Genomic DNA, 14,621 nt, shown 5'->3' with positions numbered 1-14,621 from the left:
ATCACCGGTAGCCAAGGATGAGGCCGCGCGCGAGCAGGGCCCAGCCATCCACGGCGACGAAGAGGAGGATCTTGAAGGGCAGGCTCACCTGGCTCGGCGACAGCGTCTGCATGCCCAGCGCGAGCAGCACGTTGGCGATGACCATGTCGAGCACCAGGAAGGGCAGGAAGACGATGAAGCCAATCTGGAAGGCTTCCTTCAGCTCGGTGATGACGAACGCGGGGATGACGACGAACAGGTCGGTCTCCTGCACCTGTTCGGACTCCTCCGGAGGGCGCAGCTCCCGGGCCAGGTCCACGAAGCGTGCACGCTCCTCCGGAGCGCCGTGCTTCATCAGGAAGCCGCGCAGTGGCTCCGTCACATGCTTCGCGGCGGAGACGAGCTGCGCACCGGAGTGCACCTCCTCGTATGCCGCCTGCCCTGCGTCGTACATGCGCTCCATCACCGGCGCCATGATGTGTCCCGTCAGCACCACCGCGAGCCCCGTCAGGACCAGCGTCGGCGGTGCCTGCTGCGTGCCCATCGCCGAGCGGGCCAGGGAGAGCACCACGGCGATCTTCGAGAAGCTCGTCAGCATCAGCACCGCGAACGGCAGCAACGACAGGAGCGCGAGCATCCCCATCATCGCCAGCGGACTGCCCGCGTACGACGCCTGCGCCAGGGACGTCTCCGCCGCGGAGGCGAGCGCGGGCATGAACAGTCCGCAGCCCAAGCCCAGGGCCCTCATCCCCCACCCCGCTTCCGCTGTGCGCCGCACACCGGCCGTGCCCGTTGCGCGCGGGTGAAGAGCACCGTCGTTTCCAGGTCCAGGTCCACCCCGGGCATCGCCGTCGGTCTGGGCGTCAGGGCGGGAGCCACCGCCACACCTCGGGTCTCGTGGATCTCCGCGAAGGTGTCTCCGTACGCGACGAGGTAGCGACGGCCCTCCACCTCCACGAGCGCAAGACCGCAGCGCTGGGAGAGCCCGGTCCGGGTGACGATGCTCAGCGGCTCGGGGCGGGAGGCCCCCTTGTCCCCGGGCTCGCGTCCCTTGCGGACCAGGGCCCACCCCAACCCCGCCAGTGCCAGCGCTCCCACGAGCAGGCGCGAAGTGCCCACCAGCGACAAACCACCCAGGGGCGCGAGCGTCGCCAGTCCCACGAGCAACGCCACCGCGACGAGCAGCCGGCCGCGTGGTGTCCAGGAAGACAGCAAGGCGTTCATCGGCGTGCTCACGGCAGCAACGCCAGGATGCGGGCGCCCACCTCACCCTCGATTTCCACCAACTCCGCACGCGCGACCACGCGGTCGCCCACGCGCAGCAACACCGGGCTGCTCGCGTTGACGTGCAGCGGCAGCAGCGTGCCCGGCTTCAGCGCCGCCAGCTCCGACAGCGGCAACAGCAACCGCGTCAGCTCGATCTCCACATCCACCGGAAGCGGAGGCATCGCCTCGCTCCGCTTGTTCGCCGCCACCATGTCCGACTCCTGTCGGGCCGCGTGCGAGCGCACGCCTCCCGTCGAAAAACCGTCCGCGAGAAACTCGCCGTCGAGCACGAAGCCCCGGGTCACCAACCTGCCCCTGCCCTGGAGACGACCGTCCCGGAGGCGCACGCCCTCGAAGAGCACGACGTCTCCGGCGCTCAGCGCATCCACGGCCGACGGTTGCAGCGGGCTGCGCCCCACGAGACAGCGCGCGGGCACCGAGGCCGTAAGTCCCCGAAGCGCGGCGTCCACCGCAGGCTCCTCCGGCAACTCCTGGAACGCGGTCTGCACGGCCCGTGCGGGCAGGAGCAACCGGCCTCCCGCCTTCAGCCCCGCCACCGACAGGGACAGCGACACCGCCACGTAGGGCTGGCGCGCGTCCACCCGCGTCAGCACATCACTTCGCCGCATCGACACCGCGGACAGCCGGGGCCCCAGCCTCCGCATCCAGGCCTCATGACCACGCATCGCGGCCAGGGCGGACAGCAGCAGGTACACCAGCGTGGACTCCTCCAGCCGCGTCAGCTCGGTCACCGGTCCCGGTCGCAGCCCCGTCCCCGCGAGCCGCGCCAGTGCCGCGAAGACCAGCGGTACCTCCAGCTCCACGATGGCCGTCCCCCCCACCGCCGACAGCTCCACCAGCGCGAACACCACGCCCAGCGCCAGCTCCCGCTCCGGCTGGACCGCCGCGTCCACCAGGTGTCCCGCCACCTCGACGTCCGCGCCCACGTCTCGGGAAAGGGCCGCGCCCACGTCACGCAGAAGCTCCGCGCCCCAACGCGCCACCTGGGGCCGCTGGCCCAGCAACAGGTGCGCACGCGTCAACCGACGTGCGCCCAGCCGGAACGGGCGAGCGGCCTTCCTCGCGGGGCTGGGGGATCTGCCAGGGCTCGTTTCCATCCGGAACTCCGAAGCGGCGAAGGGACACACGTCCCCTGTGCACGGACGCGACCAGGGGCCGGGACCGTGGAATCAGGGTGTTGGCGGGGTGCGGACGTCCTGTATCGGGATGCGGCGTACCCGGTTCGGGATGGCGCTCCCCCGAACCGGTCCGCTCAGCGCGTGGCCTCGCGAATGCGCCGCTCCGCCAGGGCCACCAGCACCTGCGCCGGCTCGGCGGTCGGTGCGTCCCCATCGAGCTGGGGAAACCGACTGCGGTGATACGGCGGCAGCCTCCGGAAGACCTCCCGACGCAGGGCTTCTGGCACCGACTCCAGCAAGGCGGTCAACCGGTTCGCCGCGTCCGCGCGCTCACCGAACTCCACCGCCACCTTCGCCTGCCGCTGCGCGGAGGGCATGGCGGCGAACCGCTCCAGGTGCCGCAGCGCCCTTCCCGCCTCCGCGTCCACCAGTCCCTCCAACAGCTCCGACGCTCGCTCCCGCGAGAGGACGCAGACCACCAGCGCGATGCGCTCCAGGGGCAGCGACAACGCCGGCAGGGTGAGATCCACCGTCGTCGCGGGCGGCTTCTCCTCGCGAGCAGGCAGGAGCTTCCGCGCCCTGAGCAGCGCCCGCCCCACGCGTGTGGCGTCCATGGCTCCCATGTCCTGCTCAGGCCAGCTTTCGAGCGGAGCCCGGGGTCACCACCGGTCGCGCGGGCGTCGGCGGAGCCGGAGGGGCCGCTGGGGGCTTCTCCGCCAGGGTGCGGAAGTGCCTCCATCGCAGCGTCGTCCAGACGAGCGCACCCGACAGCCCCGTCACCAGCACGCCCAGGAGCGCGAGCAACACCCGCAGCCGCAACGGCACCGGCCCACCCCGGGGCGCTGGTACCTCCACGCGCGTCGTCACCTCGTCCACCAGCAGCGACACCGACTCCGGTGCCAAACCCTCCACGCCCCCCGCGATGAGCTCCCGCAACGTGTCCGCCGACTTGCGCACGCGCGACGCGCCCCCCGGCACCGCGCGCAGCATGGCGGACGCCTTCGACGGCGTGGGCGGCTGCCCCGGCCTCGGCGGCGTTGGCACCACCAGGTGCACCCTCGCCAGCAGCACCCCGTCCACTGTCTGGAGCGTCTTCTCCAGTTCCCGCTCCATCACCCGGACGCGGCAGACCTGCTCCTCCAGCGGAGAGCGCACGAGTCCACTGCCTCCGAACACGTCGCACCCGGACTCCACCGCGAGCCGGGGCAGCCCCAGCTCCGCCAGGATGCGCACCGCGTCCGACGCCTGCGCGTCCGTCACCTCGATGGCCCAGGTGGGTTTCTTGCCCGGCTCGGGCACCTTGCGCGCGTCGAGCCCCCGCTCGACGAGCACCGTCTGCAGCTCGTTGGCCTGACGTTCGTCCAGACCGTGCTGGATGCGCTCCCGACACGCCGAGGCGCCCAGGAGCAGGAGGAAGAAGAGACAGCGGAAGGGAGCGGAACGCATGGGAAAAGGAACTCCTCAAACCTGGGTCTGGAGGACCTGCTTGACGCCGCCGGTGGCCTTCTCGACGACCTTGCCGGCGAGATCGAGCTCCTGGCTGGCGCGGTAGACATGGGCCTGGAGCGCGAGCAGCTCCGTGGGGCTGAACGTGCGGCCGGACTCGGCGAGCTTCAGGATGTGATCCAACCGCTGCTGCGCCTGCCCCACCCGGTCCAACACCTCCACGGCCTGCTGGCTGCGCGCAGCCCGCACCGAGTCCACCCGCGCGCCCGGGGACACCGCCTCCGCACAGCCCGCCTTCGCCCGCTCCACACCTTCGGCCCGCGCGGGCCCCGGGGTCGCCTCCGTGGGCGTCCGCACCGGTCGCGGCGGGCCCTCCGTCGTCACCGGCACGCCACGCGACGCGGGCGTGCGCACCTCCTCCAGCACCTTGCCGAACGTCTCCCGACCTGACTCCAGCGCGGGTGAAGCACCGGCGCCCCCTACGGCTCCCAGCTTGTTGATGGCCATCGCGAACGCGCCTCAGCGGATGTTGTTGATGGCGGCCTTCGCCGAGTCGTGGCGGACCTTCATGATGTTGGAGATGGCGTTGTGCTCGCGGCTCTCCTTCTGCATCTCGTTCTGGAGCGAGAGGTAGGCCATGTTGAACTTCTGGCCCTCCGCGCTCATCAGCTTCTGCGCCTCCAGCATGTCCCAGGCGTCGCCCTGCCCCGTCGGCGACCCGCTCGTCGTCCCCGCCGCGCTGGTGGCGCGCGCCGACGTCGCGGCCATGCCTCCCGTCGCCGCCGTGCCCCCCGTCGCGGACGCGGTCAGCGCCAGCGGTGAGGGCACCGCCGCGGACACAGCGCCGCGCAGGGTGGACGACACCGCCGCGCTGGAGATGACACCCGCGGGCAACATGCCGCCCACGAGCCCGGCGCCCGTGCGCACCACCTCACGCGCCGCCCGCGCGAACGCGGGGCCGAACTCCGTCTGCGGCGTCTGGCGCGGAACGGTCTGGGCGATGCTCAACGAGGAGATGCGGCGGTCGGGTGGTTCCACGAGGTGCCTCCGGCAGTGATTCGCCGGGGCTGCCTTCCACCGTCCGTGCCAGTTCCCAAATGCCTGAAACGACAGGGGCCTTTGTCCCCTCCCCGTCCGCGCATGACTCCGGCGCGCGGGCACCGGGTCCGTGGCGCGGGACGGCGGACGGGAGCCCGAAAACTTGCCTCCGCTCCAACCTGCATCACAGTTGTCGCGTCCTGTCGCACACGAAGGCGAGCACTCCGATGATGACCCCCACTGGCGGACCCCGAACGACCGAGCGCTACCACCCGCGCGTCGAAGCCCGGCTCCAGGTCAAGGTGCTCCTGTCGGGCCGCACCGTGCAGGCGCAGGCGCGCGACATCTCCATGAACGGGCTGTTCCTTCAGGCCCACCCGGCGGATTCGCAGCGCGCGCTCACCATCGCCCTGCCCCTGCCGGGCGACCGGGAGCTCGTCACCATGTGCACCATCCGCCGCCGCGAAGTGGACGGCGTGGCGCTGGAGTTCGGCGAGCTGGACTGGGACGACCTCATCGCCCTGGCCCGCTTCCTCCACCCGCACCTGCCCTGAGTCAGGCGTCCGTCCGCGCCGCGCGCAGCCGCTCCACCAGGTCCATCAGCTCCGCGCCCCGGAAGGGCTTGTGGATGTAGCCGTCCGCGCCCGCCTGCGTCGCGCTCTCCACGTCCGCCTTCTTCGCCTTCGCGGTGAGCATGTAGAGCGGCACCTTCGCCGTGGCCGGGTCGCTCTTCAGGATGCGGCAGACGGAGATGCCGTCCAGTTGCGGCAGCACCACGTCCATCAGGATGAGGTGGAAGGGCTGCGTGCGGGCCAGCTTCAGGCCCTCCAGCCCATGCGCCGCGCACACCACGTCCACCGCGCCGTCGCTCAGCATGGAGCGCACCAGCTCGCGGATGACGGGCTCGTCCTCGACGAGCAGGATGTGGAAGGGTGCCTGGGCGTTGCCAGCCATGGTTCCTCGGGGCCCCTCGTAGGCCATTGCCCCGGCGCCGTCCAGCGCGGTCACGTCCGGAGTTCCCCGTCTGTACGAAAGCGGGCCACGGCCGGTTCTCCAGCCCGGCAAAGGACGCCAGGGTCTCCCCCGCCCCGGCTAGATTTCGGCGATTCCGTCGCGCTCGGCCCAGCCCTCCAGGCCGTTGGGCAGGCGGATGCGCACGTACTTCCCGGTCTCCTCCAGGAGTTGGACCTTCAGGCCGGCGTGCACCTCGAAGAGGGAGCGCGCTTCGGCCCGGGGCAGCTCGCGCGCCACCAGGGTGGAGGCCAGCACCACCGCCTCGTGGACGTTCTGGTGCACCCAGATGTGCGCCCCCAAGAGGAGCCCCGCCGGCACCGCCGCCGTGAGGCACAGCGCCGCCACCACCGCCACCGCCGTGCGCCGCGCCGAGGGGAACACGCGCCGCAGCAGCAGCAGCGCGAAGCCCACGAGCCACGCCGCCAGGAACACCCAGGCCGCCGCCGCGCCGTCCGTCGCCGCCGCCAGCCGGGGCAGGAAGGCCTCATCCGCGGTGGCGCCCACCACCTTGTCCACCTGACGCGCACGCGCCAGGGCCAGGTTCGCCTCCAGGTCCTCCGAGCGACCGCCCTGCTTCCGGGCCTGCTCCAGCGTCAGCACCGCGCGGCCCAGGTCCCCCCGGGCCAGATGCGTGGTGCCCAGGTTGTAGAGCACGTCCGGCCCGCCGAAGCCGTGGGCGAGGAGCTTCTCGTAGCTGGCCTGCGCGGAGGGGTAGTCCTCGCGCACGTAGGCGTCATTGGCCTGTTGGAAGACGGCCTCCGCTTCCTCGGCGGTGTAGTAGCCCTGGGTCGCCGCGTCGCTCATCCCGCCCAGCCTTCCATCACCGCCGCCGCGGTCGCCAGCACCTTGCGTCGCTCGCCCGGGTCCACCCCGCCGCCGTAGCGGCCCAGGTCACAGGCCTCCAGCACGAAGAGCACGCGGGTGCGCGCTTCCGCGCCCACGCCCGCCGCCGCCAGCTTCTCCCCGAGCGCCTCGCGCGTCAGGCCTCCGACGGGCGAGCCGAGCTGCGCCTCCAGGAAGCCGACCATCGCCTTCTCCACCTCCACGTAGAAGGCCCCCGAGTCCGCCCCGGCCTTGAGCTTCTCCGCCTCCGCCAGCCGCTTGCGCGCGGCCTTCGCCTGCTGACGCCCCTGCCCCGCCTGGGAGCGCGAGGCCAGCTGTCCCCGCAGGCCGCCGATGAACGCCACGCCCGCCAGGAGGCCCAGCGGCGCCAGCACGCCCGCCAGGAAGTAGGGCCGCAGCCACACGGGCTGCTCCGGCCCCACGAAGCGCGCCTGGTGACGCACCGGGCGCAGGCCGCTCGCGGTGAGCACGTTCTTCTGCTCGTTGGCCGCGTCCGCCACCTGCGAGGGCGTCATCGTCGACGGCAGCGAGGACACCCCACCCGCGCCCGCCTCCACGGTGACCGTCACCGGGTCGGTGCGCGCCACCTCGTACTGGCGGCGGGTCGGGTCGAAGAAGGGGAACTGCAGCGCGGGCAGCGTGAAGGTGCCCGTGCGCTGCGGCATCACCAGGTACTCCACCACGCGGCGGCCCTGGATGCGGTTGCGGTTGGGCGTGAGCCGGTCCGTCGTGGTGGGCTCATAGATCTTCAGCGCGGCCGGGCCGGTGAGCTTCGGCGGGGTGACGTTCTTCACGTTGCCCACGCCGTCCAGGATGACCTTCACCGTGATGGGCTGTCCCAGTTCCACGCGCGTCTGGGACACGTCCAGCGACAGCCGCCACGTGCCCACGTTCGCGTTGGACATGTTCGGCGGCGCACCGGACGAAGGCAGCGGCCGCACCTTCACCTTCAACGCGTTGGAGATGCGGTGCACCCGGTGTCCCGCGAAGAGGAAGCCCGTGGTGATGTCCGCCTCCGCGGCGCTGATGGACATCGTGCCGGCCTTCACCGGGAACAGCGCGCGGCGGCGCAGGAGATAGGCGCGGTACGGAATGCCGTCCACCACCTTCTGCTCGCCCGTCAGCTGCGTGGGGCTCTCCACCTCCTCCGTCCAGAAGCCCTCCAGCTTGGGCATGGTGACGGCGTCCACGCTGGACAGGTCCACGCGCGAGTAGATGTAGAGCGACAGCGTCGCCTGCTCGCCCACGTAGAGGTCGTCCCGGTCCAGGCTCGCGCGCAGGAACAGGTCCGAGTCCCCGCGCGGAATCACCGGCGCGTCGTCCTCCTGGGGCTCGTCGCGGAACGGATCCGGCGCGTTGCGGAAGTTGCGGAACGGATCCGGCAGCGCGGGCCGGCCGCCCTGCTGCGCCTGGGGCGCGTTGCCCACGCGGCCCTCGCGCACCGTCATCTGGACGGGCTCGGTGCGCAGCGTGCGGCCTCCCACGGTGAGCGTCGAGGGCGGAATCGTCAGCCGGCCCGGGCGCGTGGCGCGCATCAGCAGCTCGTGGCGCGTGATGTCCTGGATGACGGCGGGTCCGCCGCCCGACAGCGAGATGGAGCGCTGGCTGCCGCGCGACGAGGACAGGATCTCGAAGTCGTCGGTTTCGGGCAGGCGCACCTTGCCGTTGGACGGCGCGTCCACCACCACCACGGTGAGCTTGAAGGTGTCGGTGGTGCCCACCTCGGTGCGATCCACCGTCTGGTAGAACTCGATGTCCGCCGCCCACGCCGGCGCCGTGGCCAGGAGGGCGAGCACGGCGAGCAGCGCCGTGCGGCCGCTACCAGTCCTTCTCATTGGGCTTCCTCGGCTTCTTCTTCTGCTGGAAACGCCAGAGCTGGAGATTCTTCTCGTTCTGCTTCATCGCATCCAGCAGGCGCTCGGCCTCCTGCCGGTCGACGTCTCCCTCGGGCGAGCCACCATCGCGCGGGTTCGACTCCGACTCCTCTTCACTCTCGCTGCCGCCGTCCGCGCCGCCGTCCTTCGGGTCGCCTTCGCCGTCGTCGCCGCCGCCGTCGGCTCCACCATCCGCGCCGCCGTCGCCGCCGCCATCCGGGCCACCGTCGCCGCCGCCGTCCGGGGCGCCGCCATCCGTGCCGCCGTCGGAGCCTCCATCCGGACCCGCGTCGGTGCCGCCATCCACCGGCGAGCCTCCGTCTTCCTTCCGGCCGCCGTCCTCGCCTCCGTCCGGACGCCCACCGTCATCCCCGCCGTCCTGGCCTCCGTCCGCGCCACCATCCGGCTGGTTCTGGTTCGGCGGCAGGTCGCGCAGCACGACCTCGTAGTTGTGCCGGGCCAGCGGATCCGTCGGATCCAACGTGAGCGCGCGCCGGTAGGACTTGAGCGCTTCCTTGCGGTCTCCCGCCGTGGCCGCGAGGTTGCCCAGGTTGTACCAGCTCTTCTGCGCCAGGTCGGGCTGGCGCGAGGACTCCGCCACCTGCTTGAACGCCTCGCGCGCTTCCGCCGCGCGGCCCAGCTTCGCCAGCGCGTCCGCGCGGTTGAACTCCACGATGGGATCGCTGGGACGCTCCTTCTTCGCCGCCTCGAAGTCGCGCAGCGCGTCCTCATAGCGTCCCGCCGCGTAGGCCTCGCGTCCGCGCTGCACCAGCGGGTGGTCCTTCTCCAGCGGCCCCACCGCCCACGCCGGCCCCGGCAGGGCCAAGAGTCCCACGAGCCCCGAGGCCACCAGGCGCGTCGCGCGCCGTCGCATCGAACGCGCCTTCATGCCGCCCTCCGACGCGAGGGCAGCAGCATCATGCCCAGCACCAGCAGCACCAGGCCGGGGATGGCGAACAGCTGGAAGCGTTCGTCGTAGCGGACCGTCACGCGGCTCTCCAGCTCGCTCTTCTGCATCTGGTCGATGCGCTCCACCACCTGCCCCATCGCCACGCCGTTGGGTTGGTAGAAGAAGGCGCCGCCCGTCGCGTCCGCGATGGCCGTGAGGCCCGCGCGGTCCAGGCGGGTGATGACCGTGTCACCGTTGCTGTCCTTCTTGTAGTCCACGAACTCGCCGCGCCGGTCATAGACGGGGATGGGCTCACCGGAGTCCGAGCCCACGCCCACCGCGAGCACCTGCACGTGCGCGTCCTTGAGCGCGTCCGTGGCCTCGCGCACCTCGCCGGTGAGGTCCTCGCCGTCCGACAGCAGCACCACCACGCGCTCCTTGGAGCCGCGGTCCGCGTTGTCCAGCACCTGCTTGGCCAGCTTCAGCGCCGCCCCCACGTTGGTGCCGCCCTGGGGCATCACGTCCGGATCCACCGCGCGCAGGAACAGCTTCACCGCCGAGTAGTCCGACGTGAGCGGCGACTGCACGAACGCGTCCCCGGCGAACACCACCAGGCCCGCGCGGTCGCCCTTCAGCTCATCCAAGAGCGTGTTCAATTCCAGGCGCGCCCGGTCCAGGCGGCTGGGCTGCACGTCGCGCGCGAGCATCGACTTGGAGGCATCCAGCGCCACCACCACGTCGATGCCCCGGCGCTTGGTCAGCTCGCTCTTCGTGCCGCACTGGGGCTGCGCGAGCGCGAGCCCGAACAGCATCAGCCCCAGACCGTACAGGCTGCCCTGCACCGCCGGACGCCACACGGACACGCCCGGCGCGAGCGTGGCCACGTGCCGCTCCGCGATGAGCGCCGACAGCCGCGTCCTGCGGCCCAGCGCCTTCACCAACACGAGCAGCCCCAGCAGCAGGCCCATCACGAACAGCAACAGGAACAGCGGCTGCGCCAGGCCCACCTGATAGCCCAGCAGCGTGAAGCGCCATGCCTCCATGCCCGGCGTCATGGGAACACCCGCAGGAAGGTGGCGCGCAGCAGCAGCTCCAGCGCCGCGAGCCCGAAGGCCAGGAGCAGGAACGGATGGAAGTTCTCCCGGTACGTGGCGCTGGCGCCGCCCTCCATCAGCTTCGAGCGTTCCAGCGCGTCCAGCACCTTCTGCAGGCCCTGCTTGAGGCCCTCCGGGTCCGTGGCGCGGTAGTACTCGCCGCCGGTGCGGTCCGCGATGTCCTGCATCAGCTCCGGGTTGATGGGGATCTCCGTCTCACGCCATACCGTGTTGCCGAACAGGTCCGTGCCCTGCGGGAAGGGCACCTTGCCACCCTTGCCCACGAGGATGGTGTAGATGGGGATGTGGAGCGACGCGGCCATGTTCGCCGCGTCCAGCGGGGAAATCTTTCCGGCGTTGTTGTCGCCGTCGGTGATGAGGACCACCACCCGGCTCTTCGCCTCGGAGTCGCGCAGGCGGTTGAGCGAGGTGGCGATGGCGTCGCCAATCGCGGTGCCGTCCTCCAGCACGCGGGTGCGCAGCTGCTTGAGCACTTCCTTGAGCACGCCGTAGTCCAGCGTCAGCGGCGACTGCGTGTACGCGGCGCCGGAGAACACCACCAGGCCCAGGCGGTCGTTCACGCGGCCGGTGATGAAGTCCGCGAGCACTTCCTTCGCCACGTTGAGGCGGTTCTGCGGACGGAAGTCGCCCGCCTCCATGGACGTGGACAGGTCCAGCGCCACCACGATGTCGATGCCCTCCACCGACAGGTCCCGCACGCGCGAGTCCCGCGACTGGGGCCGCGCGATGGCGACCACGGCCGCCACCACCGCCGCCGCGCGCAGCAGGGGCAAGAGCGGCAACAGGTACGTGCGCAGGCCGCGCCCTCCCTTCGCGAAGACGTGCGCGGCGGAGAAGCGCAGCGTGGCGCGGCGGCGGCGCTCCCAGAAGGCGAGCACGAGCAGCAACGGCGCCAGCAGCAGGGCCCAGAGCGCCTCCGGGTTATTGAACGCGAGGTCCGGAGGCATCGGGCGTGGGGGGCGGAGGGGGGACGACGTACGTCTTGGCCAGCAGGTCGTAGCCGAAGGCCAGCGACTGCGCGCAGATTTCAGGAGCAGCGTCGGCGCGGGCGTACTTCACCAGGTCCGACTCGGAGATGAAGCGCATCAACGCGTCCTCGGGGAGGCCCGGCGTGGGAATCTTCCGCAGGTGCGTCATCAGTTCGAACGACGTGCACTCCAGGGCCTCGAAGTCGTAGCGCTCGCCCAGATAGCCACGCACGATCTCGGAGAGGCGGACGTAGAAGTCCTTCACGAGGCCCCGGCCGGGCAGGTCCTCGCGCTTGAGCGCGTCCAGCGACTGGCGCACGCGCACGTCCAGCGGCAGCACCGGGATGACCTTCTCGCGCTTGGACCGCTTCAACCACCAACGCACCAGCATCCAGGCGAGCAGGCCCACCGCCAGCGCCACCGCCAGCGCGTAGAGCAGCGTCCACGAACGGATGGGCAGCTCCTGGGGCGGCTGGTAGTCGAACAGCTCCGCGCCCTGCCCGTTCGCGTCCGGCGGCAGCGTGGAGCCCACCTCCACCGACTTGCCCTTGAGCACGAAGCGACGCGGGCCATCCGGCGTCGCCACGTCAAAGGTCAGGTCGGGAAGCGCCACGGAGCCCAGCTCGAACGCGGAGAAGCGCAGGCCGAAGGACGTGGTCGCGTCGTTGGGCCCGTCCTGCCGCTGGCGCGTCTGCTGGAGCAGCTCCACGGAGCTGTCCTCCCCCTTGGGCGCCACCAGCTCGTAGCGCTGCTCCTTCGGGTGCGTGAGCGTCACCTGGTACACGAACGGCTCGCCGATGTGCACCGACTCCGGCTCCACCCGCGCGGAGGCCGCCGTGGGCGTCACCGACTCCAACGCCACCGGGGCCTGCGCCGCTGCGGGGGCTGGCGCCTGCGCGCGAGCCACCGGAACCCCGAAGAACAACACCGCCGCGAGGACGAGGGCCTGCCTCATGACGCCATCCTCCGGGCGCGCGCCCTGAAGAACTGCGCCAGCGCCTTGCCGTGGTCGTCACCGGCGCGCAGCTCCACGTGATCCAACTCCAGCTTGCGGAACAGCTTGCGGCGCTCGTCGCGCTGGGCCTGCATCGCGCGCGAGAACCGGCCGCGCACGCTGGGGGAGCTGGTGTCCACGACGAAGCGCTCCCCCGTCTCCGGGTCCTCCATCTCCACGAGCCCGTGACGCGGGAACACCTGCTCCAGCGGATCCTCGATGACCACGGGCACGAGGTCGTGCTTGCGGCCCACGAGGCGCAGCGGCTTCTCGTAGCCCGTCGCGAGGAAGTCCGACACGAGGAACGTCACGGCCTTCCGCTTCGCCACCTGCGTCAGGTACGTGAGCCCCGCCGCCAGGTCCGTGCCCTTCCCCTTCGGCTTGAAGGTGAGGATGTCGCTCACGAGCCTGAGCACGTGCGTGCGCCCCTTGCGCGGCGGGACGACCTTCTCCACCCGGTCCGAGAAGAGGATGAGCCCCACCCGGTCGTTGTTCGCGATGGCGCTGAAGGCAATCTGCGCCGCGACCTCCGCGGCGACCTCCGCCTTGGTGCGGTCCTTGGAGCCGAACTCGTTGGAGGCGGACACGTCCACCAGGAGCATCACCGTGAGCTCGCGCTCCTCGGTGAAGACCTTGATGAACGCCTCGTTCATGCGCGCGGTGACGTTCCAGTCGATGAACCGGATCTCATCACCGGGCTGGTACTGCCGCACCTCGGAGAAGGCCATGCCGCGGCCCTTGAACACCGAGTGGTACTGACCGGCGAGCATGTCGGAGACCACCTTGCGGGTGCGGATCTCCAACTTGCGGATGCGGCGGATGAGGTCCTTGGGCAGCACGGGGCGTTCTCGGGCGGCGCGCGGGCCGTCAGGGGACTTCCACGCGGTCGAAGACGCGCTGGATGATCTTCTCCTGGGTGAGTTCCTCGGCCTCGGCCTCGTACGTCATCGCGATGCGGTGACGGAGCACGTCGAAGGCGATGGCCTTCACGTCCTCCGGCGTGACGAAGCCCCGGTGGCGAAGGAACGCGTGCGCGCGCGCCGCCTGGGCCAGGGAGATGGTCGCGCGCGGCGAGGCGCCGAACTGGATGTAGTCCGCCAGGTCCTTGAGCCCGTAGCGCGCGGGCTCGCGCGTGGCGAACACCACGTTGAGGATGTACTCCTTCACCTTCTCGTCCATGTAGATGGAGTGGACGAGCTCGCGCGCGCGCACCAGGTGCTCCAGCGCGATGACCTTCTGGGCCTTGGGCGAAGAGCCTCCGGACATCCGGTCCATGATGACCTTCTCTTCATCACGGGTCGGGTAGCCCACCTTCACCTTGAGCATGAAGCGGTCCACCTGGGCCTCGGGCAGGGGGTACGTCCCCTCCTGCTCGATGGGGTTCTGGGTGGCCAGCACGAGGAAGGGCGAAGGCAGTCCGAAGGTCTGGTCGCCGATGGTGACCTGGCGCTCGGCCATGGCCTCCAGCAGGGCGGACTGGACCTTGGCGGGGGCGCGGTTGATTTCGTCCGCCAGGACGATGTTCGCGAAGATGGGCCCCTTGCGGACGGTGAAGGCGGCCGTCTGCTGGTTGTAGATCATCGTGCCGACCAGGTCCGCCGGCAGCAGGTCCGGGGTGAACTGGACGCGCATGAAGGTGGCGCTGAGCGAGTCCGCCACGGTGCGCACGGTCAGCGTCTTGGCGAGGCCGGGCACGCCCTCCAACAGGACGTGACCGTTGCACAACAGGCCGATGAGGATGCGTTCGAGCATGTACCGCTGCCCGACGATGACCTTGCCGGTCTCCTGGTTGAGGACTTCGACGAAGCTGCTTTCCTGCTGCACGCGTTCAGTGAGCGCGCGGATGTCGGTGTTCATGTCCCCTCTGTCGGCCTGGGCGGCGGGCAGCCTAGGGTTCCCGGGCGTCCGGCTCAACACCGCTGAGCCCCGGACATTCCGACAAGCCGCCCGTCCCGTAAAGGGTCATCCTTCCATGTCCCGGCCGCCTCCGCCCCGTCGTTCTGCTCTCCCCCCTCGATGGGACGCCTCCGGCCGCCCCGGCGCCCTGGGGCCCACG

Annotated in this window: 17 protein-coding genes; 1 reads left to right on the top strand and 16 read right to left on the bottom strand. The window is 71.0% G+C overall.

Features of this window, described 5'->3' with window-relative positions:
* Position 1: 1 nt before the first annotated feature.
* The 7 genes from sctR to D7Y13_RS09385 all read right to left on the bottom strand — a co-directional run bounded on the left by sctR (position 2) and on the right by D7Y13_RS09385 (position 4,868).
* Positions 2-727: a type III secretion system export apparatus subunit SctR gene (sctR, locus tag D7Y13_RS09415; protein ID WP_120533086.1), complete on the bottom strand. Its 726-nt coding sequence runs from the start codon at positions 725-727 to the stop codon at positions 2-4.
* Entirely contained in the window at positions 724-1,203 is a 480-nt protein-coding gene (locus D7Y13_RS09410) for a flagellar biosynthetic protein FliO (protein WP_147444235.1), read from the bottom strand. The genes sctR and D7Y13_RS09410 overlap by 4 nt, the downstream gene beginning before the upstream one ends.
* An 8-nt stretch (positions 1,204-1,211) precedes the next feature.
* On the bottom strand, positions 1,212-2,288 hold the full coding sequence (gene sctQ, locus D7Y13_RS09405; protein WP_233595378.1) for a type III secretion system cytoplasmic ring protein SctQ: 1,077 nt from the start codon (positions 2,286-2,288) through the stop codon (positions 1,212-1,214).
* 230 nt (positions 2,289-2,518) lie between these two features.
* On the bottom strand, positions 2,519-2,998 hold the full coding sequence (locus D7Y13_RS09400; protein WP_120533089.1) for a hypothetical protein: 480 nt from the start codon (positions 2,996-2,998) through the stop codon (positions 2,519-2,521).
* A 16-nt stretch (positions 2,999-3,014) separates the two neighbouring features.
* The gene (locus D7Y13_RS09395) at positions 3,015-3,830 is read right to left on the bottom strand and encodes a flagellar M-ring protein FliF (RefSeq protein WP_120533090.1); all 816 of its coding nucleotides are present in this window, start codon (positions 3,828-3,830) and stop codon (positions 3,015-3,017) included.
* A 15-nt stretch (positions 3,831-3,845) separates the two neighbouring features.
* Positions 3,846-4,337 (bottom strand): ATP-dependent helicase HrpB, encoded by a 492-nt coding sequence (locus tag D7Y13_RS09390; protein ID WP_120582852.1) that lies wholly within the window; start codon positions 4,335-4,337, stop codon positions 3,846-3,848.
* A 12-nt stretch (positions 4,338-4,349) separates the two neighbouring features.
* Positions 4,350-4,868, bottom strand: a complete 519-nt coding sequence (locus D7Y13_RS09385; RefSeq protein WP_120533092.1) for a hypothetical protein — start codon at positions 4,866-4,868, stop codon at positions 4,350-4,352.
* 227 nt (positions 4,869-5,095) lie between these two features.
* Here D7Y13_RS09385 and D7Y13_RS09380 point away from each other — a divergent pair, with 227 nt between their 5' ends.
* Entirely contained in the window at positions 5,096-5,422 is a 327-nt protein-coding gene (locus tag D7Y13_RS09380) for a PilZ domain-containing protein (RefSeq protein WP_120533093.1), read from the top strand.
* 1 nt (position 5,423) lies between these two features.
* Here D7Y13_RS09380 and D7Y13_RS09375 read toward each other — a convergent pair whose 3' ends face one another.
* The 9 genes from D7Y13_RS09375 to D7Y13_RS09335 form a co-directional block, all read right to left on the bottom strand.
* Complete coding sequence (locus D7Y13_RS09375) at positions 5,424-5,822, bottom strand: response regulator (RefSeq protein WP_120533094.1); 399 nt, start codon at positions 5,820-5,822, stop codon at positions 5,424-5,426.
* A 138-nt stretch (positions 5,823-5,960) separates the two neighbouring features.
* Positions 5,961-6,686, bottom strand: a complete 726-nt coding sequence (locus D7Y13_RS09370) for a tetratricopeptide repeat protein (protein WP_120582851.1) — start codon at positions 6,684-6,686, stop codon at positions 5,961-5,963.
* On the bottom strand, positions 6,683-8,560 hold the full coding sequence (locus D7Y13_RS09365; RefSeq protein ID WP_120533096.1) for a BatD family protein: 1,878 nt from the start codon (positions 8,558-8,560) through the stop codon (positions 6,683-6,685). The genes D7Y13_RS09370 and D7Y13_RS09365 overlap by 4 nt, the downstream gene beginning before the upstream one ends.
* Positions 8,544-9,488, bottom strand: coding sequence for a tetratricopeptide repeat protein (locus D7Y13_RS09360; RefSeq protein WP_120630662.1), 945 nt, complete (start codon positions 9,486-9,488; stop codon positions 8,544-8,546). The genes D7Y13_RS09365 and D7Y13_RS09360 overlap by 17 nt, the downstream gene beginning before the upstream one ends.
* Entirely contained in the window at positions 9,485-10,543 is a 1,059-nt protein-coding gene (locus tag D7Y13_RS09355; protein ID WP_120533098.1) for a VWA domain-containing protein, read from the bottom strand. Before D7Y13_RS09355 ends, D7Y13_RS09360 begins: the two co-directional genes overlap by 4 nt.
* Positions 10,540-11,550: a vWA domain-containing protein gene (locus D7Y13_RS09350; protein ID WP_120533099.1), complete on the bottom strand. Its 1,011-nt coding sequence runs from the start codon at positions 11,548-11,550 to the stop codon at positions 10,540-10,542. The genes D7Y13_RS09355 and D7Y13_RS09350 overlap by 4 nt, the downstream gene beginning before the upstream one ends.
* The gene (locus tag D7Y13_RS09345) at positions 11,525-12,526 is read right to left on the bottom strand and encodes a hypothetical protein (protein WP_120582849.1); all 1,002 of its coding nucleotides are present in this window, start codon (positions 12,524-12,526) and stop codon (positions 11,525-11,527) included. The genes D7Y13_RS09350 and D7Y13_RS09345 overlap by 26 nt, the downstream gene beginning before the upstream one ends.
* On the bottom strand, positions 12,523-13,404 hold the full coding sequence (locus D7Y13_RS09340) for a DUF58 domain-containing protein (protein ID WP_120533101.1): 882 nt from the start codon (positions 13,402-13,404) through the stop codon (positions 12,523-12,525). The genes D7Y13_RS09345 and D7Y13_RS09340 overlap by 4 nt, the downstream gene beginning before the upstream one ends.
* 28 nt (positions 13,405-13,432) lie before the next feature.
* Positions 13,433-14,422: an AAA family ATPase gene (locus D7Y13_RS09335; RefSeq protein ID WP_120533102.1), complete on the bottom strand. Its 990-nt coding sequence runs from the start codon at positions 14,420-14,422 to the stop codon at positions 13,433-13,435.
* Positions 14,423-14,621: the final 199 nt, after the last annotated feature.

This window comes from Corallococcus praedator (assembly GCF_003612125.1).
Classification (GTDB): Bacteria; Myxococcota; Myxococcia; order Myxococcales; family Myxococcaceae; genus Corallococcus; species Corallococcus praedator.
The sequence above is the reverse complement of the archived record's forward strand: the minus strand, read 5'-3'. Positions and strand labels throughout refer to the sequence as shown.